Below are 21,344 nucleotides of genomic sequence, written 5' to 3' on the forward strand. Positions count from 1 at the left end.
GCCGGGTGCCGCGGAGGGGTCCCGCCGAGGTCCCCTCCGCGGCCCGTCAGGGGGCGGGCCGGCCGTCCTCCGCGCGGGCTCTTACGGCAGGAGGCTGCGCACCAGCCGGCAGGTCGTGCCGGACGGCGGGTGCACGCCGATGCGGTCGGCGGTCGCGCGGATGACGCGGTCGGGCGCCTGGCGCGGGGTGTAGACGCCGGTGTCGAGCAGAGCTATGGCGATCCGCATCGCCTTGAGCTGCCTGTTGTGCGTGATGTACCACTCGCGCGGGCGGCCGGCGGGCAGCTTCTTCTTCGGCAGGACGGGCAGGGTCGAGAAGTGGGTGAGCGGGGTCGTGGTCGTCGTCTTCGGCAGCGTGCTGAGTGCGGTCATCGGCGACCTCCAGAGTGCTCCGTGCCCGGCGGACCGTGCGTGGCCACCGCGCGGATTCTGGTACCCAGAATACCGCCGACCACTGACAAAACCCCTGCTGAAGACGGCAGTTGGGAAAACTGTTCGAATTGGGGGAGAGGGGGTGCGAGCGGCATCCCCCGCCCCTCTCAGGCCGCCACCGGCTCCGGCACTCCCGCCACAGGGAGCGGGAGGTGGAAGTCGCGGAGGACCTCGTGGGTCACCCGGCGCGCGGACACCAGCGCCCCCTGCGGCGAGCTCGTGTCGCGGTGCCCGCCGCACACGTACAGTCCCGACAGCACCCGCACCGGCCGGCGCAGGTCGTGCGGCGCGGGCATCGCGGGCACCGCGTACGGCGAGTGGTGCGCGGCGAGCAGGGTCCAGCGCTCGGCCGACGCGCCGTGCAGCGCGGCGAGCTGGGGCCGTGCGGCGCGGTCGAGCGCGGCGGGCGACTCGGACGCGGCGCGCCCCAGCACCACCGAGGTGACCAGCGAACGGCCGCCGGGCGCGCGGGCCGGATCGGCGGCCGAGGCATCCCAACTGTGCGAAACGGGTCCGCCGTTGTCCACGTCGATCAGGAGCGAGGGCGCGCCGTTCGCGCTGCCCGCCGCGCCCTCGCCGGGCTCGGCCGCGTGGTGCAGCACGGTCGCCGCGTGGAAGCCCGGCACCCGCAGGCCAGGCAGCAGCTCGGCCGCCTCCCGCGCGCCGGTCGCCACCACCGCCGACCTGCACCGGAACGTGCCGTGCTGCTCCGTGGTCACCGCGCTGGTCGCCACCGACACGACCCGCACCCCGGTGCGCACGGTGCCCTCGGGCAGCCCGGCGGCGAGCAGTTCGGGCAGCCGTCCCGCTCCGCCCTCGGGGACGCACAGCCCGCCGCGCGCGAAACAGCGCAGCGTGAGGTCGGCGACCCGGCTGGAGGTGGTCAGCTCGGGGTCGTACAGCAGCGCCGCGAGCAGCGGGCGCACCAGCGAGTCGACCGTGCGGGACGGCAGCCCGCGCGCCGACAGGGCCTGCGCCGCGGGGAGTTCGGTGCGCGAGAGCAGCCGGTCGGGCGGCAGCGTGGCGAAGCGCGCGAGCGCGTTCCGCAGCCGTACGAGGTCGAGCGCGCCGGTCACGGCGGCGGCCCGGCCGCGCGCGCTGCTGAGCGCCCGCGCGGTGCTGAGGGCGCCGCCGGAGAGCGGGCCGGCGCGCCGCCCGTGCCGCCGCTCGGGGCGCTCGGCGCGGTCGGGGCGTTCGGGGCGCTCAGCGGAACGTTCCGGCACGGGGGTTCCGCAGCCCGTGCCGTCGTTCGCGGCGCCGTAACTCCCGTCGTCGAACCAGCCGTTGGAGCGCCCCGGCGCGAGCCCCTCGCCGTGGCCGCCCGCGCCTGACCGGCCCTCTCTCGCCGCGTACCGCGGGATCCCGTACCGCTGCGCCGTACGCAGGGCGACCGCGCCGGCGGGGGAGCGGCGCAGCTCGCCGACGCGGTGGGTGCGGCCGTCGGCGCGCAGCAGCGCGCCGGGCGCGAGCGGCCGCAGCGGGAGGCCGGCCAGCGCGGGCAGCCGGCGCAGCTCCGGCCAGGCGGGGCACAGGAGTTGGGGCCCGCGGTCCAGCAGGAAGCCGTCCACGCGGTCGGTGACCATGCGCCCGCCGACACGGTCCGAGGCTTCCAGCACGGTCACCCGCAGTCCGGCGGCCGTCAGGTGGTGCGCGGCGGCGAGGCCCGCGAGGCCCGCGCCGACGATCACCACATCGGCGTCTTCGGTGCTCTCGTGCTGGGGTCCCGCGGTGCTGCCGGTGTGCTGGGTGTGCTGGGTGCGCACGGTGCCTCCCCGAGTTCGGCGCGCGGTGTGGACGGCCCCCGGCTGAGCCGGGGGGAGGTGCGAGCGGAGCGGAGTGGTGCGACGGGGCCATGGTGCGGCCGCCTGTTCGCATCTGTCGTCGTGATGCCCCAACGGACACGGGTAATACCCGGGTTGCGCACGACTGTGGGGACTCTATGCGGACCCCTCCGCTTCACCAGCCGCGCAGCGCGAGAGCACCGGTGCACGGGGGAGCGCACGATTCCGCTCGGCACCGCGCGACGGAGCACGACGGCGCTCCGCTGCACCGACGCGGCACACCGTTCCGGCACGTTCTGCACACGGACGCACACAGCGCGGCCCCGTGCGCGGAGGCCGGAGACCCGTACCGCGCCCTCAGCGCAGCGCGGCCCGCACCGCGTCGTCGATGCCGGGGAAGGCGAAGCCGAAACCGGACTCCAGGAGCTTCGACGGCAGCACGCGCTGGCTCCCCACCACGTCCTCGGCGAACTCGCCGAGCGCCAGGCGCAGTACGGCCGCCGGCACCGGGAACGGCGTCGGCCGGTGCAGCACCCGCCCCATCGCGGCGGTGACCTCGCGGTTGGTGACCGGCTCGGGGGCCGTGAGGTTGACCGGGCCCGACAGCGAGGGGGTGTCGAGGATGTGGCGGAGCGCCGCGATGTGGTCGTGCAGCGCGATGAAGCTCCAGAACTGCCGCCCGTCGCCGAGCCGTCCGCCCAGCCCCGCCTTGAAGATCGGGAACAGCCGCCCCCAGGCCCCGCCCTCGCGCGAGACGACCAGCCCGGTGCGCCCGTACGCGGTGCGGATGCCCGCCTCCTCGGCCGGGGCCGCTGCCGCCTCCCAGTCCACGACGAGATCGGCGAGGAAGCCGTCGCCTGGCGGCGCGCCCTCGTCCACCGCGCGGTCCCCGGTGTCGCCGTAGTAGCCCACGGCCGTGCCGACCAGCAGGGTGTGCGGCGGCTCGTCCAGCGAGGCGACGGCCTCGGCGATCGCGGCTGTGCCCAGCACCCGGCTCTCCCGCAGCTCCCGCTTGTAGGCCGCGGTCCAGCGTTTGTCGCCGACCCCGGCCCCGGCGAGGTGCACCACCGCCTCGCAGCCGATGAGCCCCGCGGCGTCCACGTACTGCCGCTTGGGGTCCCACTCGACCTCGTCCGGCGCGGCGGCCGCGCGCCGCACCAGCCGTACGATCTCGTGTCCGTCCGCGCGCAGCGAGGTGCTGAGCGCCGTGCCGATGAGCCCGCCTGCTCCGGTGATCGCGATCCGCATGGGCCCATCCTGCCGCGCGCGTACGGCGGACGGTACGGCCAGGGTGCGGCGCGTCCACCCGCCCCGCCGGGCAGTGCGGGACGGACCGGACGGCGCAGGCGCTCTGGACGTACGCGCGGGAACAGGGCACCGTGGCGCGCATGGGGTCAGAGACCGTCATACGGGTAGCGGAGGCGGAGGACGGCGGGGCGCTCGGCGATCTCGACCGCCGCGCCTGGTCGACGCTGCATTCCGTCCAGCCGCGGCCGCGCGCTCCGCACGGCCCCTTCTTCGACTCGGCGCACCGGCCCGAGGAGTTCCTCGTCGCGGAGATCGGCGAGGAGGGCATCGCCGGGTACATCCGCGTGGTCCCGCCGACCTGGCTGCCCGCGAACGCGCACGTCCGGCAGATCCAGGGCCTCGTCGTCCACGAGTGGGCGCGCGGCCGCGGAGTGGCCCGCGCCCTGCTGGACGCGGCCTGCGACCGGGCGCGGCGGGAGGGCGCCGTGCGCATCACGCTGCGGGTGCTGGGACACAACGAGCCCGCGCGGCGCGTGTACGCGGCGGCGGGCTTCGTGGTGGAGGGGGTGCTGCCGGGGGAGTTCGTGCTGGACGGCGCCTATGTGGACGACGTGCTGATGGGGCGTTGGCTCACCGGGAGCCGGGTTCCGCCTGCGCCTCCCGGGCCGTGGGAGCGCCCACACCCCTGAACCGCTCCCACAGGAGGGGCAGCCGCTCCGCGAGCGCCGACTCGTCCTCCAGGTCCAGCGGGACGCCGACCGGGTCCTCCGGGGGGTCGGGCAGCCCGAGCTCGGGCAGGTCGACGCCGGTGAGCTGCTCGTACGCCTCGTCGGCCGCGTAGCCCACGTCGTCGGCGTCGCCGTCCAGCTCGGGGTCGAACTCGGTGAGCAGGTGCGCGAGCGCGTCCGCGTCGTGCGCCGCGCCCTCGAAGACCTCGCGGCCCTGCGCGATGAGCCAGCAGCGGAACGCGTCGAAGGCGTCGTCGCTCACGCCGTCCAGCAGGATCCACGCCGCGGCCCACAGGTCCCACTGGAAGGCGCGGTTGAAGCGGGACTCGAAGTGCCGCGCGAAGTAGGTGACCGCGTCCGGGTCGAGCTGGGTCAGCCTGTCCACGAGCAGGTCGGCCTGTTCCTCGGGGTCGCCCTCGGCGCTCTCCCGGGTGGAATCGATCAGCTCCCAGAACTCCGCTTCTTCCATCACGCACACAGCATCGGCCCTGTGCGGGCGCGACGCACGCGGACCGCGGCATGCGTACGGAAATCCGCGCGCAATCCCGACACAGGCTGTCCGGTATCGGTGCGAGGCTCGGTCCCGTACGGCGACGAACCCGGAGAAAACGGGAGATGGCGCGGGGCTCGTCCCCCGGGAAGAGGAGCAATCATGGGCGGAGCGGCACCACTTGCGGGCGAGGCGGGCGGAGTGGGCGGAGCGCCCCTTGCGGGCAGGGTGGCACTCGTCGCGGGCGCCACCCGCGGCGCGGGCCGGGCGATGGCGGTCGAGCTGGGCAGGGCGGGCGCCACGGTGTATGTGACCGGCCGCACGACCCGCGACCGGGTCAGCGAGGTGGGCCGGGCAACGGAGACCATCGAGGGCACGGCCGAGCGGGTCACCGCGGCGGGCGGCACCGGTGTCGCGGTCCCCACCGACCACCTCGACCCCGAGCAGGTGCGGGCGCTGACCGAGCGCATCGACCGCGAGCAGGGGCGGCTGGACATCCTGGTCAACGACGTCTGGGGCGGCGACCACCTGGTCCAGTGGGACAAGAGGATGTGGGAGCACGACCTGGAAGCGGGGCTGCGCGTCCTCCGCCTCGGCGCCGAGTCGCACATCGTCACCAGCGCGTACGCGATCCCCCTGCTCATCAGGGAGCCGGGCGGACTGGTGGTGGAGGTCACCGACGGCACGGAGGAGTACAACCGGCGCTATCGCCGCCCCTTCTACTACGACCTCGCTAAGTCGGCGCCGCTGCGGATGGCGCGCGGACTGGCCGAGGAGCTCAAGGAGTTCGGGGCGACGGCCGTGTGCCTCACGCCGGGGTGGCTGCGCTCGGAGGCGATGCTCGACACGCACTTCAAGGTGACCGAGGAGCACTGGCGGGACGGCTGCGCGCAGAACCCGCACTTCGCGATCTCCGAGAGCCCCGTCTTCGTCGGGCGGGCGCTCGCGGCGCTCGCCACCGACCCCGAGGTCTCCCGCTTCAACGGGCAGTCGCTGTCCAGCGGGGGCCTGGCCAAGGAGTACGGATTCACCGACGCGGACGGCTCGGCGCCGGACGCGTGGCGCTACATCACCGAGGTCGAGCACGCGGGGAAGCCGGCGGACGTGACGGGTTACCGCTGAGGGGTGCCGGTGCCGGTGCCGGTGCCGGTGTCGCTGTCTGGGCCGGTGCCCGTGCTGCCGGTGCCTGTGTCGTAGAGCGCGGTCATGCGGGTGGCCGCCTCCCTGAGCCGGTCGCGGAGGGCGGCCGGCTCCAGCACCTCGCACTCGGGGCCGAGCGTGAGGAGCTGCGAGTACGCCACGTCCAGGGACTCCACGGGGAGGCGCACGGTGAGGCGGCCGTGCGCGTCCTCGCCCTCGCCGGCGCGCGCCTTCTCCAGCGCCTCCTCGGCAGCCGTACGGTCGGTGACGTGCCGCAGCCGGCGCGCTCCGGCCGCGGAGAGCCGCACCACGACCTCGTCCCGCAGGAGGGAGCGAGCGAAGGCGGCGGCGCGCTCCTCCCAGAAGTCCGCGAGGGCGAACTCCGGGTCCCGTACGAAGTGTTCGCCGGTCCGCGCGGTGCGGGTGACCCTGTCCACGCGGTAGACGCGCCATGAGCTGCCGGCCCCGGTGTGTACGCGCGCCGCGAGGTACCAGACGCCCGCCTTGAGGACGAGCCCGTACGGCTCCGCCTCCCGCTCCACCTCGTGGCCGCCGTCGTGGTCCTTCCTCCGGTAGGTGAGGGTGACGCGGCGGTCCTCCCACGCCGCCGAGGCCAGCTCGGGGAGCGTCTCCGGGCGCTCCGGCGGGGTCCACCAGCCCGGGGCGTCGAGGTGGAAGCGCTGCGCCGCGCTGTCCTCGGCGTCCCTGAGCTCCGGGGTGAGGGCGGCGGCCACCTTGAGGCGGGCGGCGGAGGCGGTGTCCTCCAGGCCCATGTCGCGCAGCGCGGCGGGGACGCCGGAGAGGAAGAGGGCCTCGGCCTCGCTGCGGCCGAGGCCGGTGAGCCTCGTGCGGTAGCCGCCCATGAGGCGGTAGCCGCCGGTCCTGCCGCGGTCCGCGTACACGGGTACGCCCGCCTCGTTGAGGGCGAGTACGTCGCGGGCGACGGTGCGCTCGGAGACCTCCAGCTCGGCGGCGAGCTCGGCGCCGGTCATCGCCTGCCGATTCTGCAGCAACAAAACGATCCGAATAAGCCGCCCAGCACGCATACAGCGATTCTCTCTTGTCGCCCCCACTCATGTGTGGGCGCTTCGCGCCGCGCCGCCTCCCCGCTCGGAGGTGTGGGCGGTCGTTCCGCAGGGGCGGAACGGGCGGGCACACCGGAACCGCCAGCCGCGAGGCCGTCCCCACCCCGCACCCGACGTACGCGCTCACCGCGGGCGTTCACGGGGCTGCGCCCCGGGCCCCTGTTGGCAACGTGGTTGCGGGGGGCCGGGGGGCTGCGGTCCGGTTGTGCCCACCCTCCCCCAAGCTCTCCGGCTTCGCTCCGAGCAGGGAGGTACCCCCCTCGCCCCAGCGGAACGAATGCCCACAACCTCGTGCGGGGAGTGGCGGGTGGGCAGAGCCCCGGGCTTGACCGCAGCCCGCAGCCTCGTGCGGGAGCGGTGGGCGGGGCTGAGCCCCGGGTCGGGCGCAGTTCGGGGGCGCATGGAAACGGCCGGGGCGTCCGCACACGGGACACCCCGGCCGTCAGCCGGTCAGCGTGAGGCTCAGGCCAGGCCGTACTTCTCTGCGGCCTTCTTCACCGTTTCCTGCTTCACCTCGCCCCGCCGCGCAAGCTGCGCCAGCGCCGCGACCACCACGGACTCGGCGTCGACGCCGAAGTGGCGCCGCGCCGCGTCCCGCGTGTCGGAGAGGCCGAAGCCGTCCGTGCCCAGCGACGTCCAGTCCTGCTCGACCCACTGCGAGATCTGGTCGGGAACCGCCCGCATCCAGTCGGAGACCGCCAGCACCGGACCCTGCGCACCCTCCAGCGCCCGCTGCACGTACGGCACACGCTCCTCGCCGCGCAGCGCCGCCGCGTCGCACTCCAGCGCGTCGCGCCGCAGCTCGCTCCAGGACGGGGCCGACCACACGTCGGCGGTCACGCCCCACTCCTCGCGCAGCATCTCCTGCGCCTGGAGGATCCAGTGGATCGCCGTACCGGAGGCGATGAGCTGGGTGTGCGGGGCGTCGGCGCCCGCGGACTCGCCCTGCTTGAAGCGGTACAGGCCCTTGACGATCTGCTCGTCGGTGACGCCCTCGGGAAGCGCGGGCTGCACCTTCGGCTCGTTGTAGACCGTCAGGTAGTAGAAGACGTCCTCGTTCTTCTCCGCGTCCGGCCCGTACATGCGGCGCAGGCCGTCCTTGACGATCGCGCCGACCTCGAAGGCGAAGGCCGGGTCGTAGATCAGCGCGGCCGGGTTGGTCGAGGCCAGCAGCGGCGAGTGGCCGTCCGCGTGCTGGAGCCCCTCACCGGTCATCGTCGTACGGCCCGCGGTCGCGCCCAGCACGAAGCCGCGGCCGAGCTGGTCGGCGAGCGCCCAGAACTGGTCGCCGGTCCGCTGGAAACCGAACATCGAGTAGAAGATGTAGAACGGGATCATCGGCTCGCCGTGCGTCGCGTACGACGTGGCCGCGGCCGTGAAGTCCGCCATCGAACCGGCCTCGGTGATCCCCTCGTTGAGGATCTGACCGTCCTTGGCCTCCTTGTAGTACAGGAGCTGGTCGCGGTCGACCGGGTCGTAGGTCTGGCCCAGCGGCGAGTAGATGCCGGCCGAGGGGAAGAGCGACTCCATGCCGAAGGTGCGCGCCTCGTCGGGGACGATCGGCACCCAGCGCTTGCCGGTCTCCTTCTCCCGCATCAGGTCCTTGACCAGCCGGACGAACGCCATCGTGGTGGCGATCTCCTGCGAGCCCGAACCCTTCTTCAGCGCCTCGAAGGGCTTGTCGGCCGGGGTCGGCAGGCCGACCGGGTGCACCTTGCGGGCGGGCGCCGGGCCGCCGAGCTCCGCGCGCCGCTCCTGGAGGTACTTGAACTCGGGGGAGTCCTTGCCCGGGTGCACGTACGGAACGAGGTCCTCGTCCAGCTTGCTGTCCGGGATCGGCAGCTCCAGCAGGTCCCGCATGGCGCGGAACTCCTTGCCCGTGAGCTTCTTCATCTGGTGGTTGGCGTTCCGCGACTCGAAGCCCGGACCCAGCGTCCAGCCCTTGACGGTCTGCGCGAGGATCACGGTCGGCGCGCCCTTGTGCTCGATCGCCGCCTTGTACGCCGCGTACACCTTGCGGGGCTCGTGGCCCGCGCGGGAGGTCTGGAAACACTCGGCGATCTTCGCGTCGCCGAGCACCTTCGCCATCTCGACCAGCGCCGGGTCGGCGCCGAAGAAGTGCTCGCGGATGTACGCGACGTCGCGGGTCGCGTAGGTCTGGAACTGCGCGTCCGGCACCTCGCGTATGCGGCGTACGAGGGCGCCGGTGGTGTCGAGCTGGAACAGCTCGTCCCAGGCCGTACCCCACAGGGATTTCACGACGTTCCAGCCCGCGGCGCGGAACTGGGACTCCAGCTCCTGCACGATCTTGAAGTTCGCGCGGACCGGGCCGTCCAGGCGCTGCAGGTTGCAGTTGATGACGAAGGTGAGGTTGTCGAGCTGCTCGCGCCCGGCGAGGGCGAGTGCGGCGGTCGACTCCGGCTCGTCCATCTCGCCGTCGCCCAGGAAGGCCCAGACGTGCGAGTTGGAGGTGTCCTTGACGCCGCGGTTGGTCAGGTAGCGGTTGAACCGCGCCTGGTAGATCGCGGAGAGCGGGCCCAGGCCCATGGAGACCGTGGGGAACTCCCACAGCCAGGGCAGGCGCCGCGGGTGCGGGTAGGAGGGCAGGCCCTTGCCGTTGGCCTCCTGGCGGAAGCGGTCGAGGTCGCCCTCGTCCAGCCGGCCGTCGAGGAAGGCGCGGGCGTAGATGCCGGGCGAGGCGTGGCCCTGGATGTAGAGCTGGTCGCCGCTGCCGTCACCCTCCTTGCCGCGGAAGAAGTGCTGGAAGCCCGTCTCGTACAGCCAGGCGGCCGAGGCGAAGGTCGCGATGTGGCCGCCGAGGCCCAGCTTCGAGCCGCGGGTGACCATCGCGGCCGCGTTCCAGCGGTTCCACGCGGTGATCCGGCTCTCCATCTCCTCGTCGCCGGGGAAGTCCGGCTCGGCGGAGGTGGGGATGGTGTTGACGTAGTCCGTCTCCAGGGGCTCCGGCACATCCAGCCCGCTGCCGCGCCCGTGCTCCAGCGTGCGGCGCATCAGGTACGAGGCGCGCTCGCGCCCCGCGTTCTCGGTGACGGCATCCAGGGACTCGCGCCACTCGGCGGTCTCCTGCGGGTCGCGGTCCGGGAGCTGGTCGAGCTCGCTGGGCTGCGGGTGTACGGCGTCGGGCATGGTGGCCACCTTCCGGACAGACGGACAAGGGGGTGGTTGGGGTCGGAATCCCTGTGGGGGCAGGACAGGGTGGGGGCCCCAGCGAAGCGACTGTACGCCTGCGATCGATGATCGATCAAAGCTCCGCGTGAAATTGGCATTCCGTGCCGCGAAAGTGGGCACGGCGTGCCCCGTCTGCGCCCGTTTCCTCCCGCTACGGGGTGGCCCCTGATTGCCCCCTTTTCCGGGGCTTCGCCCCGGGCCCCGTTGGGTGCGGGGCTGGGTGGGTGCGGCGGCTGCCGGTTCCGGTGTGCCCACCCGTTCCGCCCCTGCGGAACGATTGCCCACACCTCGTACGGGGGTGGGCGAGCGGCGAGAAGTGACTGTCCATACGTCACCCGGGGACGCCGCAGACCGGAGCGAGGCTCGACCGCAGGCGCGGAGCGTCGGAGGGCGGGCCGTGACTCAAAAGACGGGCGCAACCACACACCCACATCCCGCCGCAGCGGAAAGCAACCACTCACCCAAAGGGCCGGCGGTTACGACGCAAAGCACCGCACTGCGCGCCTACTCCGCGGAGCGGGGCGCGCACCCCAGCACGTGCCGCTTGACCAGCGGCCCAATGCCCGGGTCGCGGCGCAGGAACGCCTCCATGACCGCCTCGTGCTCCTCGGCGTACGACTGCTGCACCGTCCCGAGCCAGCGGATCGAGAGCGCGGTCCACACCTCGATGCCCAGGCCCTCCCACGTGTGCAGCAGCACGCTGTTGCCCGAAGCCCGTACCAACTCGCGGTGGAAGCCCACCGTGTGGCGGGTCTGGGCCTCGCCGTCGCCGTCCCTGTCCGCCTCGTACAGGGCCTCGACGTGCGGACGGAGCGCGGAGACGTCGTCCGCCAGCCGCGGCGCCGCCAGCTCCGCGGCGATCTGCTCCAGACCGGCCCGCACCGGATAGATCTCCTCCAGGTCGGCCGCGGTCAACTCCCGCACCCGCACGCCCTTGTTGGGCGCCGACTCGATGATCCGCATCGCCTCCAGCTCGCGCAGCGCCTCGCGTACCGGCGTCTGGCTCACCTGCATCTCGACCGCGATCCGCCGCTCCACGATGCGCTCACCCGGCTTCCAGCGGCCGCTGACGATGCCGTCCACGATGTGCTCGTGGATCTGCTCGCGCAGCGAGTGGACAACGGTCGGAGTCATGCGCGCTCCTCGGAGGCAGGAAAAAGAGGGTGTCTCGACAATAACGGCGCGGCGGAACGACGAAGCCCCCACCCGGAGTTACCGGGCGGGGGCTCCGCGTCACGCCGATGGCCGGGGCACTTACAGTCCCAGCTCGCCCTCGAACTCGCCGGCCTCCAGGCGGGCCTTGACGTCGTTCAGGTAGCGGGCGGCGTCCGCGCCGTCCACGAGCTGGTGGTCGTAGGACAGGGTCAGGTAGACCATGTCGCGCACGGCGATGGTCTCGCCCAGCTCGGGGTGGTTGATGACGACCGGGCGGCGCACGGTGGCGCCGATGCCCAGCTCGGCCACCTGCGGGTAGTTCACGATGATCGTGTCGAACAGGGCGCCGCGGGAGCCCGTGTTGCTGATCGTGAACGTGCCGCCGGACATGTCGTCCGGGCCCAGGCCGCCGTCGCGGACCTTGCCGGCCAGCTCGGCGGTCTTGCGGGCGATGCCCGCGAGGTTGAGGTTCCCGGCCTCCTTGATGACCGGGACCATCAGGCCCTTCTCGGAGTCCACCGCGATGCCGATGTTCTCGACGTCGTGGTAGGTGATCGTGCCGTCGTCGTTCAGACGGGCGTTGACCGACGGGTGGGCCTTCAGGGCCTCGGCCGCGGCCTGCACGAAGAACGGCATCGGCGAGAGCTTGACGCCCTCACGCGACTGGAAGCCCGCCTTGGCGCGCTCGCGCAGCCGCATGATGTTGGTGACGTCCACCTCGACCACGGTGGAGAGCTGCGCCTGGTTGTGCAGCGCCTTCATCATGTTCTCGGCGATGACCTTGCGGATGCGGGGCATCTTCACGGTCTGGCCGCGCAGCGGCGAAGCCTCCAGCTTGGGGGACTTCGGCGCCGAGGAGGCGGCGGGGGCCGAGGGCGCGGCCTGCGCCTGCGACTTGGCGGCCTCGGCCGCGGCGGTGACGTCCTGCTTGCGGATGCGGCCGCCGACGCCGGTGCCCTTGACCGCGGACAGGTCCACGCCCTGCTCGTTGGCCAGCTTGCGGACCAGCGGCGTGACGTACGCGCCGTCGGACTCGCCGACCTGGGCCGGGGCCTGCGGCTGCGGGGCCGGCTGCGCCGGGGCAGCGGTGGCCTGGGCCGCCGGGGCCGGTGCGGCGGGCGCCGCCTGCGGCTGCGGCTGCGGCTCGGGCGCGGGCTGGGCCTGCGCGGCGGGCTGCGGGGCCGGGGCCGGCTCGGGCTGCGGCTGCGGCTCGGGCTGGGCGGCCGGGGCCGGGGCCTCCTGCGCGGGGGCGGCGGCCGGGGCGGCACCGGCGGCGCCGATGACGGCGAGCTTGGCGCCGACCTCGGCGGTCTCGTCCTCGCCGACCACGATCTCCAGCAGGGTGCCGGCGGTCGGAGCGGGGATCTCGGTGTCGACCTTGTCGGTGGAGACCTCGAGCAGCGGCTCGTCCTCGGCCACCTCCTCGCCGACCTGCTTCAGCCAGCGGGTGACGGTGCCCTCGGTGACGGACTCGCCGAGCGCCGGCAGGGTCACGTCGGTGCCCTCGGCGGAACCGGAGGCGGCGGGGGCCTCCTGGGCCGCGGGCTGCGGGGCGGCGGCCGCGGGCTCCGGCTGCGGCTCGGGCTCCGGCTGCGCGGCCGGAGCCTCGGCCTGCGCCGGGGCCTCCTGCGCCGCGGGGGCGCCGGAGCCGTCGTCGATGAGCGCCAGCTCGGCGCCGACCTCGACGGTCTCGTCCTCGGCGACCTTGATGTTGGCCAGGGTGCCGGACGCCGGGGCCGGGATCTCGGTGTCGACCTTGTCGGTCGACACCTCGAGCAGCGGCTCGTCGGCCTCTACGTGCTCACCCTCGGCCTTCAGCCAGCGGGTGACGGTGCCCTCGGTGACGCTCTCGCCGAGCGCGGGAAGGGTTACGGAAACCGCCATGGTTTCTGGTGCTCCTTATTGCGAAGTGCGGAAATGGTCGTGCGTCGCGCCCGACGTACGGTCAGTCGTGGGAGTGCAGGGGCTTCCCCGCGAGGGCCAGGTGGGCCTCGCCGAGCGCCTCGTTCTGCGTCGGGTGGGCGTGGATGAGCTGCGCGACCTCGGCCGGCAGTGCCTCCCAGTTGTAGACCAGCTGGGCCTCACCGACCTGTTCGCCCATGCGGTCACCGACCATGTGGACGCCGACCACGGCACCATCGCGTACCTGGACGAGCTTGATCTCGCCCGTGGTCTTGAGGATCTTGCTCCGGCCGTTGCCCGCCAGGTTGTACTTCAGCGTGACGACCTTGTCCGCGCCGTACACCTCCTTGGCCTTGGCCTCGGTCAGACCGACGGAGGCGACCTCGGGGTGGCAGTAGGTGACGCGCGGAACGCCGTCGTAGTCGACCGGCACCGGGTTCAGGCCCGCGAGCCGCTCGGCGACGAGGATGCCCTCGGCGAAGCCCACGTGGGCCAGCTGGAGGGTGGGGATCAGGTCACCGACGGCCGAGATGGTCGGCACGTTGGTGCGGCAGTACTCGTCGGCCAGGACGAAGCCGCGGTCGGTGGCGACCCCGGCCTCCTCGTAGCCCAGGCCCTGCGAGACCGGGCCGCGGCCGATGGCCACGAGCAGCACCTCGGCCTCGTACTCCTTGCCGTTGGCGAGGGTGACCTTGACGCCGTTCTCGGTGTACTCGGCCTTCTCGAAGAAGGAGCCGAGCTGGAACTTGATGCCGCGCTTGCGGAAGGCGCGCTCCAGCAGCTTGGAGCTGCTCTCGTCCTCGGCGGGGACCAGGTGCGGCAGGCCCTCGACGATGGTCACGTCGGTGCCGAAGGACTTCCACGCGGAGGCGAACTCGACGCCGATGACGCCGCCGCCCAGCACGATCGCGGACTCCGGGACGCGGTCCAGGGTCAGCGCGTGGTCCGAGGAGATGATGCGGTTGCCGTCGATCTCCAGGCCGGGCAGCGACTTCGGGACCGAACCGGTCGCCAGCAGGATGTGGCGGCCCTCGTAGCGCTGGCCGTTCACGTCCACCGAGGTGGGGGAGGACAGCTTGCCCTCGCCCTCGACGTACGTCACCTTGCGGGAGGCGACCAGGCCCTGGAGACCCTTGTACAGGCCCGAGACGACCTCGTCCTTGTACTTGTGGACGCCCTGGATGTCGATGCCCTCGAAGGTGGTCTTCACGCCGAACTCGGCGCCCTCGCGGGCCTGGTCGGCCAGCTCACCGGCGTGCAGCAGCGCCTTGGTGGGGATGCAGCCGTTGTGCAGGCAGGTACCGCCCAGCTTGTTCTTCTCGATCAGGGCGACGTCGAGACCCAGCTGCGCGCCGCGCAGCGCCGCGGCGTAGCCGCCGCTGCCGCCACCGAGGATCACTAGGTCGAAAACGGTGCTGGCGTCGTTCGCCACGTCACGTCCTCCATGCATGGGTACGCCGGAGCCGGTCTGCTGTGACCGGGCGGCTGTAGGTTCGGCCGCTGTTCTTCCTCGGCCCTGGACTCGGCTTGTGGTGAAGCCGCGCGCTGGGGCCCTGTCCTGCCGGTCATCCATCTTGTCACTTGTCGCTCGCGGGCGGGACGCCGGGCCGGTCTACCGCGAGGTACGGCCCCGTTCGCCGGTAGCGATCGGGGCCGTACGGTGTTGCGCGGCTCACACGTGCCGTGCTGTGCCGCGCGAGGGCTCGGGCCTGTCGGCCGGGCCCGTCAGCGGTGGCCGCTCAGGCCAGGCCGCCGTCGGCCGCGCGCTCGGCGAGTCCCACCAGGGTGCGCACGCCGGAGCCGGTGCCGCCCTTGGGGGTGTAGCCGTACGCGGCCGAGTCGTTGTAGCCGGGGCCCGCGATGTCCAGGTGGGCCCAGTTCGTACCCGCCGGCACGAACTCCTCCAGGAAGAGGCCGGCGACCAGGCCGCCGCCCATCCGCTCGCCGATGTTGGCGATGTCGGCGGTCGGCGACTCCATGCCCTTGCGCAGGTGCGCGGGCGCCGGCATCGGCCAGGAGTCCTCGCCCGCGGCGGTGGCCAGCTCGTGCACCGTGCCGCGGAATCCCTCGTCGTTGCCCATGATCCCGAAGGTACGGAGGCCGAGCGCGACCATCATGGCGCCGGTCAGGGTCGCCACGTCCACGATCGCGTCCGGCGACTCCTCGCCGGCCCGGGTGATCGCGTCGGCCAGCACCAGGCGGCCCTCGGCGTCGGTGTTCAGCACCTCGACGGTCTTGCCGCTGTACATCGACAGCACGTCGCCCGGGCGGGTCGCGGAGCCCGAGGGCATGTTCTCGGCGAGCGCCAGCCAGCCGGTGACGTTGACCTTGAGCCCGAGCCGCGCGGCGGCCGTGACCGCGGAGAACACCGCGGCGGCGCCGCCCATGTCGCACTTCATGGTCTCGTTGTGGCCCGCGGGCTTCAGCGAGATGCCGCCCGAGTCGTAGGTGATGCCCTTGCCCACGTACGCCAGCGAGGCCTTCGCCTTGGGGTGGGTGTAGGCGACGCGGACCAGCCGCGGCGGGTTCGAGGAGCCCTGGCCGACGCCGATGATGCCGCCGTAGCCGCCCTTGGCGAGCGCCTTCTCGTCCAGCACCTCGACCTTGAGGCCGTGCTCCTTGGCCGCCGCCTGCACGCGGGTGACGAAGGTGGCCGGATTCAGCGCGTTGGAGGGCGTGTTGACCAGGTCGCGCGCCCGGTGCACCTCCTCGGCCAGCACCTGGGCGCGCTCGGCGGCTGCCTTGTGCTCCTTGTCCCGGGGCTTGGCGCCGAGCAGCGCGACCTCGGCGAGCGGCGCCGACTTGTCCTTCTTCTCCTTGCCGGCCTTCTCGCCCTTGTCGCCCTTCTTGGCGCCGTTCTTCGCGGCCTCGCCCTCGGTGCCGCGGAACTCGGTGAAGGCGTACGCGCCGAGCAGCGCGCCCTCGGCGACAGCGGCGACGGCCCCGGCGTCCGCGACCGGCAGCGCGAAGGCGGCCTTCTTGGAGCCGGCCAGCGCGCGGGCGGCGGAGCCCGCGGCACGGCGCAGCGCCTCCGCCTCGTACCCGGCGTTCTTCCCCGGCGCCTCGCCCAGCCCCGCCGCGACCACCACCGGTGCCTTCACGCCGCTCGCCGGTGCCGGGAGCTTGGTGACCTCGCCCTCAGCGCCGCTCGCGCCGAGCGCCTCCAGCGTCGCGGCGAGCTTGCCGCCGTACGCCTTGTCCACTGCCTCGCCGCCGGGCGCGACGACGGGCCCCTTCTCGCCCTTGGCGACGCCCACGACGACGGCGTCCGCGCGCAGCGTGGCGGCGGACGAGGAACTGAGAGTCAGAGCAGACACGTTGGGTGCGACCTTCTTCCGTTGCGGGTCCAGATGGCGTCCGGAGGGCCCGGGCCGCGGGGTGTGCGCGCCGCGGGGCCGGTTTCCGGACAGGCTTCGGGGCATCGTATGCCCCGCTTCGTACGGACGGGCGTGCGGCGCGGATTCGGGTATGCGCCGGGTCGGCCGCTCAGTGGAGCGAGAGCACCACGAGGGCCGCGGTCGCCGCGGTCTCCGCGAGGGCGCCGAAGACGTCGCCTGTGACGCCGCCGAATCTGCGGCGGCAGTGGTGGAGCAGCAACTCGCTTGCGCAGAGCCCGAGTACGACGGCCGCTGCGGCGTACGCGGCTGCCGCGGGGGACAGGGGTACGGCGACGAGCGCGGCCAGCACGGCGACGGCGGCGGCGACTGCGTACGCGGCGCGCACCGGAACCGTTCCGGCCACGGCGGCGCCCAACCCCTCGGGGCGGGCAGCCGGTACGCCGTGCCGGGAGGCGAGGGTCAGCGCGGTGCGGGCGGTGACCGCGGACACCGCGATGCCGAGCGCGCCGTACGCCCAGCCGTCGGGGCGCGCGAACAGTCCTGCCACGGCGGCGACTTGGCCCAGCAGCACGAGCAGCAGCGTCACCACGCCGAACGGGCCGATGTCCGAGCGCTTCATGATGCGCAGCGCGTCCTCGGCCGGCTTGCCGCTGCCGAGGCCGTCGGCGACGTCCGCGATCCCGTCCAGGTGCAGGCCGCGGGTGAGCACGGCGGGCACGGCCACCGCCGCGACGGCCGCCAGCAGGGGGCCGGCGCCGAGCAGTTGGAGCAGCACGCCCAGCACGGCGGCGGCCGCGCCCACGGCGAGGCCCGCGAAGGGGGCGCTCAGCATGCCCTTGCGCGCGGCCGCCCGGTCCCAGCGGTGCACGGTCACGGGCAGCACGGTGAGGGTGCCGAGCGCGAAGCGGAGGCCGTCGGAGGCGGAGCCCTTCTCATCCGGAGCGGTGTTCCCGGTGTCCTCGGTGTTCCCGGTGTTGTCGCTCATCAGGTGGCGTCGTCGAGGTTGTCCTCGACGTGCTCCTCGGTTTTCGCCTCCGGCTCGGACACCGGGAGGTCGGCGGCCAGGCGCGCCGCGCCGCGGATGAGGGGGAGGGCGAGCAGGGCGCCCGCGCCGCCGCCGACGGCGAGGCCCTGTTCCACGAGCGGTTCGAGCGCCATCCGGTCCAGCGCCTTGGCCTGCGCGGGCTCGCCGCTCAGGTGCCCGGCGACCCACCAGTCGGGCGCGCGGAACGCGGCCCGCTGCGCCACCAGCGCGCAGGCCGCCGAGACCACGCCGTCGAGGACGACCGGGGTACGCCGCACCGCTGACTGGAGCAGGAAGCCGGTGATCGCGGTGAGGTCGGCGCCGCCCACGGCGGCCAGGAGCTGGAGCTGGTCGCCGAGTACGGGCCGTGCGCGACGCAGGCCGTCCCGTACGGCCGCGCACTTGCGCATCCACGCCAGGTCGTCGATGTTGCCGCCGCCGCGGCCCGTGACCACGGAGGCGTCGGTGCCGCAGAGCGCCGCGATCAGCGTGGCCGCGGCCGTCGTGCCGCCCACCGACAGGTCGCCGAGCACCACGAGATCCGTACCCGAGTCGGCCTCCTCGTCGGCCACCGCGACCCCGGCGCGGAAGGCGCGCTCGGCCTCTTCCGCGGTCAGGCTGTCCTCGGTGTCCAGCTTCCCGGAGGAGCGGCGCACCCTGTGCCTGGTGACGTCCTCCGGGAGCAGGTCCGGGTCGCAGTCGAGCGACATGTCGACAACGCGGAGCGGGACGCCGTGCGTTGCGGCGAGGATCGCCGCGGGGGAGGCGCCGTCCAGTGCCTCGCGTACGAGGGTGTACGCGGAGCCCGGTGCGTACGCCGACACCTGCTGCTCCGCGATGCCGTGGTCCCCGGCGAACACCACCATCCGCGGCTGCGCGACCGGGCTGACCGGCAGCTTCCCCTGGGCGGCCGCCAGCCACTCGCCGAGCTCGTCGAGCTTGCCGAGGGCCCCTTCCGGCAGCCCCGTACGGGCCCGCCGCTCCTCGGCGTCCCGCCGGAGTCCTCCGTGCGGCCGCTCGATGAGATCGGAGAAGTCATCCAGGTCCAGCGTGCGGTCACTCATGCTCGCGAAGCGTACGGCACAGGGTTCCGCCACGGCGGGACAGGGGCTACTCGCCGCTCACCTCTCGTCCGCCGCGGAATGAGTGCGGCTGCCCCTGGCGCCAGAACCCCCTGTCCGCCGGAGCGGCGAGCAGTCCAGCGGGTCTGGTCGGCGGTTGGAGCGCGGCTGGCGCTGCCACCGCCGACGGCTCCCGCTGGACGGGCGTTCCGCCGCGGCGGGACAGGGGGTTGCTGACCGCCGCTGCGGCGGGGGAGGGGTGTTGGCCGCTGCGGCGGCGACCCCACCGCCAGGTGGGCAGCGTGGCCGCCCGGTGCCAGAACCCCTTGTCCGCCGGAGCAGTGAGCAGCCCAGTGGGGCCGGCCGGCGGTTGGAGCGCTACCCGTGCCGGGCGCAGCCGCGGGGCCGGTGGTGCGACGCGCGGCGTCAGTGCAGCGCGAAGGCGGGGGCGCCCAAAGGTTCAGCGCAGAGGCTGGACCAGGCCCGCTGTCGTCAGGAGCACGGACTCGCATTCCGATGCGAACTCCGCGTTCACCCGGCCCAGTTCGTCGCGGAAGCGGCGGCCCGCGGGGGTCGAGGGGACCACCCCGGAGCCCACCTCGTTGCTGACCGCCACCACCGTGCGGGACGTCGTCCGCAGCGCCCCCACCAGACCCGACACCCGCTCCCGCAGCGCCCGCGGCGCCTCGCCTGCCCGCCACTTCGCGTCGTCCCACGCGCCGACCTCGTCCATGACGTGGGTCAGCCACAGGGAGAGGCAGTCGATCAGGAGCGGCGGGCCCTCCCCGGCGAGCAGCGGCACCAGGTCGCAGGTCTCCTTCGTGCGCCAGGACGGCGGCCGCCGCTCGCGGTGCGCGGCGACACGTTCCGCCCACTCCGGGTCCCCCTCCCGCGTACCCCCGGTCGCCACGTACAGCACCCCGGGGAACGCGGCGAGCCGCCGCTCCGCCTCCGCCGACTTGCCCGAACGCGCCCCGCCCAGCACCAGCGTGCGGCGCGGCACCTCGGGCACCTCGTGGTACTCGCCCACGCCGAGCGAGGCCCCGTCGGGCACGGCGCGCGCCCCGGCCGCCGCCAGCCGCCGGTGCAGCTCGGCACCCGGGTGCACGTCGTGCCCGATGTGCACGGCCAGCACATCGGTCGCCGCGCCCACCGCACCCGAACTCCGCAGCCTGGCCAGCGCGTCGGGCCGCCCCACCACGTCCAGCGCGACCACGTCGTACGGACCCTCGTCCGCCGCGCTCTCCTCGAGACCGGCCGCAGAGGCCCCGGGCGGCAGATACAGCAGCCGCTCCCCGCCGGGCCCGGTCACCAGGTAGCCGGTGCCGGGCGCGTCCAGCGGCACTGCGCGCAGCCGGTGGCCGCTGATCAGGGCCAGTTCCTGGCCGTCGGGCACCCGTACGGGAGCGGGCAGCCCGGCCGGCACCTCCAGCGCCGGGCCCTCGTGCGGGTGGGAGAGCGCGACCTGCCGTACCCCTTGCAGGGTCTGCCCCGCGCGGGCCGCGGCGAAGGCCGGGCCCGGCGTGAGGTCGAGCAGCAGCGCACCGTCGATCAGCAGCGCCGTGGCGGCGCGCGCCTCATCGCCGACGGCGGAGGCGCAGGCCGCGCAGGGGCAGCCGGGGCGGGGGAGACCGGCGGGCGCGCCGGTGCCGAGCAGAGTGAGTTCCACACCACGATCGTCTCGTGTGCGGTCGCCGGGCGCGCACCCAGGACTACTCTGCGGACAGCAGCCACAGCAGCAGTCGATGTCGGGAGGCGCAGATGGCGTGGACGTGGCGGTTCGAGAAGTCCGACGGTACGGAGACGGAACCGGCCGTCCAGCCCGAGGAGTTCCCCACCCAGGGCGACGCCGAGTCGTGGGTCGGCGAGGTCTGGAAGGAGCTCCAGGAGGGCGGCACCGACCAGGTGACCCTGCTGGACGACGGAGCGGTGGTGTACGGCCCGATGAGCCTCCACGCGGAGGAGCCGGCGGAGAGCTGAGGCACCCCGCCGCCCGCACGTGCAGAAAGGTGCCCCCTCCCGGGAGGAGGGGGCACCTTCTTGCTGCGCGCGTACGCCAGGAGGCCGCGGCCGCCTTGCGTGCGTCAGGACGCCGCGGCCGCGGCCTGCCGGGAAGCACAGAGGTGCAGCATCGGGGCCACAGCCCGGTACGGGTCCGTGCGCCCGGCCTGCAACTCCGCCTCCATCTCGGCCTCCTGGAGCCGTTCGTCCCGGTCGTCCCCGGCGGCCCGCGCCTCCTGCGGCGCGGAACCGGAGAAGACCTGCACCCCGTACCACTGCCGCAGCGGCACCCCCAGCCGCGAGAGCAGCGAGGCCAGGTCGTCGAGCCGGAAGGTGCGCTCGGTGAAGCCCAGCGCCGCCAGCGTCGCGTCCCAGTCGCCGGCCCGCGCGGGGATCAGGGCCAGCGCGTCGTCGTTGCGTACGAGCAGGGACAGGAGCCCGCCCGCGTCCAGCACGCGCGCCAGCCCGGCGAGCGTGTTGGAGGGGTCCTGGGCCTCCATGAGGTCGCCGTGCGAGAGCACCAGGTCGAAGCTGCCCGGCAGGAAGTGCGCTCCGGTGGCCTCGCTGCCGCCGGGCACGACCCGTATGCGGCGCCGTATCTCCTTCGGCTCGGCGTCGACCGACTCGCGCGCCAGCTCCAGCAGATCGGGGTCGGATTCCAGGGCGGTCACCCGGTGACCCTCGCGGGCGAAACGTATCGCCCTGTCGGCGCGGTCACGGCCGAGCGAGGTGTCGAGCACGCGCAACTCGCGGCCCACGGGAAAGTGGGC

The 21,344-nt window shown here is 73.8% G+C and carries 17 protein-coding genes; 3 read left to right on the plus strand and 14 right to left on the minus strand.

The features are described from left to right. Positions 1–81: 81 nt before the first annotated feature. The 3 genes from ABEE00_RS12030 to ABEE00_RS12040 form a co-directional block, all read right to left on the minus strand. Positions 82–372, minus strand: a complete 291-nt coding sequence (locus ABEE00_RS12030) for a hypothetical protein (protein ID WP_345745344.1) — start codon at positions 370–372, stop codon at positions 82–84. Between the two features lie 167 nt (positions 373–539). Beyond that, a complete protein-coding gene (locus ABEE00_RS12035; RefSeq protein ID WP_451918553.1) occupies positions 540–2,195 on the minus strand; it encodes an FAD-dependent oxidoreductase in 1,656 nt (551 codons plus the stop codon). 375 nt (positions 2,196–2,570) lie between these two features. Next, positions 2,571–3,461, minus strand: a complete 891-nt coding sequence (locus tag ABEE00_RS12040; protein ID WP_345745345.1) for a TIGR01777 family oxidoreductase — start codon at positions 3,459–3,461, stop codon at positions 2,571–2,573. Between the two features lie 140 nt (positions 3,462–3,601). On the opposite strand from ABEE00_RS12040, the gene ABEE00_RS12045 reads away from it, so the two are divergent. Continuing rightward, positions 3,602–4,150, plus strand: coding sequence for a GNAT family N-acetyltransferase (locus ABEE00_RS12045; RefSeq protein WP_345745346.1), 549 nt, complete (start codon positions 3,602–3,604; stop codon positions 4,148–4,150). Here ABEE00_RS12045 and ABEE00_RS12050 read toward each other — a convergent pair. Next, positions 4,092–4,658: a DUF4240 domain-containing protein gene (locus ABEE00_RS12050; RefSeq protein ID WP_345745443.1), complete on the minus strand. Its 567-nt coding sequence runs from the start codon at positions 4,656–4,658 to the stop codon at positions 4,092–4,094. The genes ABEE00_RS12045 and ABEE00_RS12050 overlap by 59 nt on opposite strands. Positions 4,659–4,841: 183 nt before the next feature. Between ABEE00_RS12050 and ABEE00_RS12055 the strand changes: the two genes are divergently transcribed. Continuing rightward, a complete protein-coding gene (locus ABEE00_RS12055; RefSeq protein WP_345745347.1) occupies positions 4,842–5,801 on the plus strand; it encodes an SDR family oxidoreductase in 960 nt (319 codons plus the stop codon). Here the strand turns inward: ABEE00_RS12055 and ABEE00_RS12060 are convergent. The 9 genes from ABEE00_RS12060 to ABEE00_RS12100 form a co-directional block, all read right to left on the minus strand. Beyond that, on the minus strand, positions 5,792–6,865 hold the full coding sequence (locus ABEE00_RS12060; protein ID WP_345745348.1) for a helix-turn-helix transcriptional regulator: 1,074 nt from the start codon (positions 6,863–6,865) through the stop codon (positions 5,792–5,794). The two genes, ABEE00_RS12055 and ABEE00_RS12060, sit on opposite strands and share 10 nt — an antisense overlap. 501 nt (positions 6,866–7,366) lie before the next feature. Continuing rightward, positions 7,367–10,051: a pyruvate dehydrogenase (acetyl-transferring), homodimeric type gene (gene aceE / locus ABEE00_RS12065; RefSeq protein ID WP_345745349.1), complete on the minus strand. Its 2,685-nt coding sequence runs from the start codon at positions 10,049–10,051 to the stop codon at positions 7,367–7,369. Positions 10,052–10,597: 546 nt separating this feature from the next. Further along, a complete protein-coding gene (locus ABEE00_RS12070) occupies positions 10,598–11,227 on the minus strand; it encodes a GntR family transcriptional regulator (RefSeq protein ID WP_345745350.1) in 630 nt (209 codons plus the stop codon). A 120-nt stretch (positions 11,228–11,347) separates the two neighbouring features. Continuing rightward, positions 11,348–13,132, minus strand: coding sequence for a 2-oxoglutarate dehydrogenase, E2 component, dihydrolipoamide succinyltransferase (sucB, locus tag ABEE00_RS12075; protein WP_345745351.1), 1,785 nt, complete (start codon positions 13,130–13,132; stop codon positions 11,348–11,350). Positions 13,133–13,193: 61 nt separating this feature from the next. Next, positions 13,194–14,582, minus strand: a complete 1,389-nt coding sequence (lpdA, locus tag ABEE00_RS12080; protein WP_345745352.1) for a dihydrolipoyl dehydrogenase — start codon at positions 14,580–14,582, stop codon at positions 13,194–13,196. Positions 14,583–14,889: 307 nt separating this feature from the next. Beyond that, positions 14,890–16,467: a leucyl aminopeptidase gene (locus tag ABEE00_RS12085; protein ID WP_345745353.1), complete on the minus strand. Its 1,578-nt coding sequence runs from the start codon at positions 16,465–16,467 to the stop codon at positions 14,890–14,892. Positions 16,468–16,636: 169 nt separating this feature from the next. Next, on the minus strand, positions 16,637–17,473 hold the full coding sequence (locus ABEE00_RS12090; RefSeq protein WP_345745354.1) for an adenosylcobinamide-GDP ribazoletransferase: 837 nt from the start codon (positions 17,471–17,473) through the stop codon (positions 16,637–16,639). Beyond that, positions 17,473–18,561 carry a nicotinate-nucleotide--dimethylbenzimidazole phosphoribosyltransferase gene (locus tag ABEE00_RS12095; protein WP_345745444.1) on the minus strand — a complete coding sequence of 363 codons (1,089 nt, stop codon included), beginning with the start codon at positions 18,559–18,561 and terminating at the stop codon, positions 17,473–17,475. Before ABEE00_RS12095 ends, ABEE00_RS12090 begins: the two co-directional genes overlap by 1 nt. A 472-nt stretch (positions 18,562–19,033) precedes the next feature. After that, the gene (locus ABEE00_RS12100) at positions 19,034–20,242 is read right to left on the minus strand and encodes a bifunctional adenosylcobinamide kinase/adenosylcobinamide-phosphate guanylyltransferase (protein ID WP_345745355.1); all 1,209 of its coding nucleotides are present in this window, start codon (positions 20,240–20,242) and stop codon (positions 19,034–19,036) included. A 92-nt stretch (positions 20,243–20,334) separates the two neighbouring features. Here ABEE00_RS12100 and ABEE00_RS12105 point away from each other — a divergent pair, with 92 nt between their 5' ends. Beyond that, complete coding sequence (locus ABEE00_RS12105; protein ID WP_345745356.1) at positions 20,335–20,553, plus strand: hypothetical protein; 219 nt, start codon at positions 20,335–20,337, stop codon at positions 20,551–20,553. A 104-nt stretch (positions 20,554–20,657) separates the two neighbouring features. On the opposite strand, the gene ABEE00_RS12110 is transcribed toward ABEE00_RS12105, so the two are convergent. Next, positions 20,658–21,332, minus strand: coding sequence for a class I SAM-dependent methyltransferase (locus ABEE00_RS12110; RefSeq protein WP_345745357.1), 675 nt, complete (start codon positions 21,330–21,332; stop codon positions 20,658–20,660). Positions 21,333–21,344 lie beyond the last annotated feature (12 nt).

Source organism: Streptomyces odontomachicola, assembly GCF_039605595.1.
Classification (GTDB): domain Bacteria; phylum Actinomycetota; class Actinomycetes; order Streptomycetales; family Streptomycetaceae; genus Streptomyces.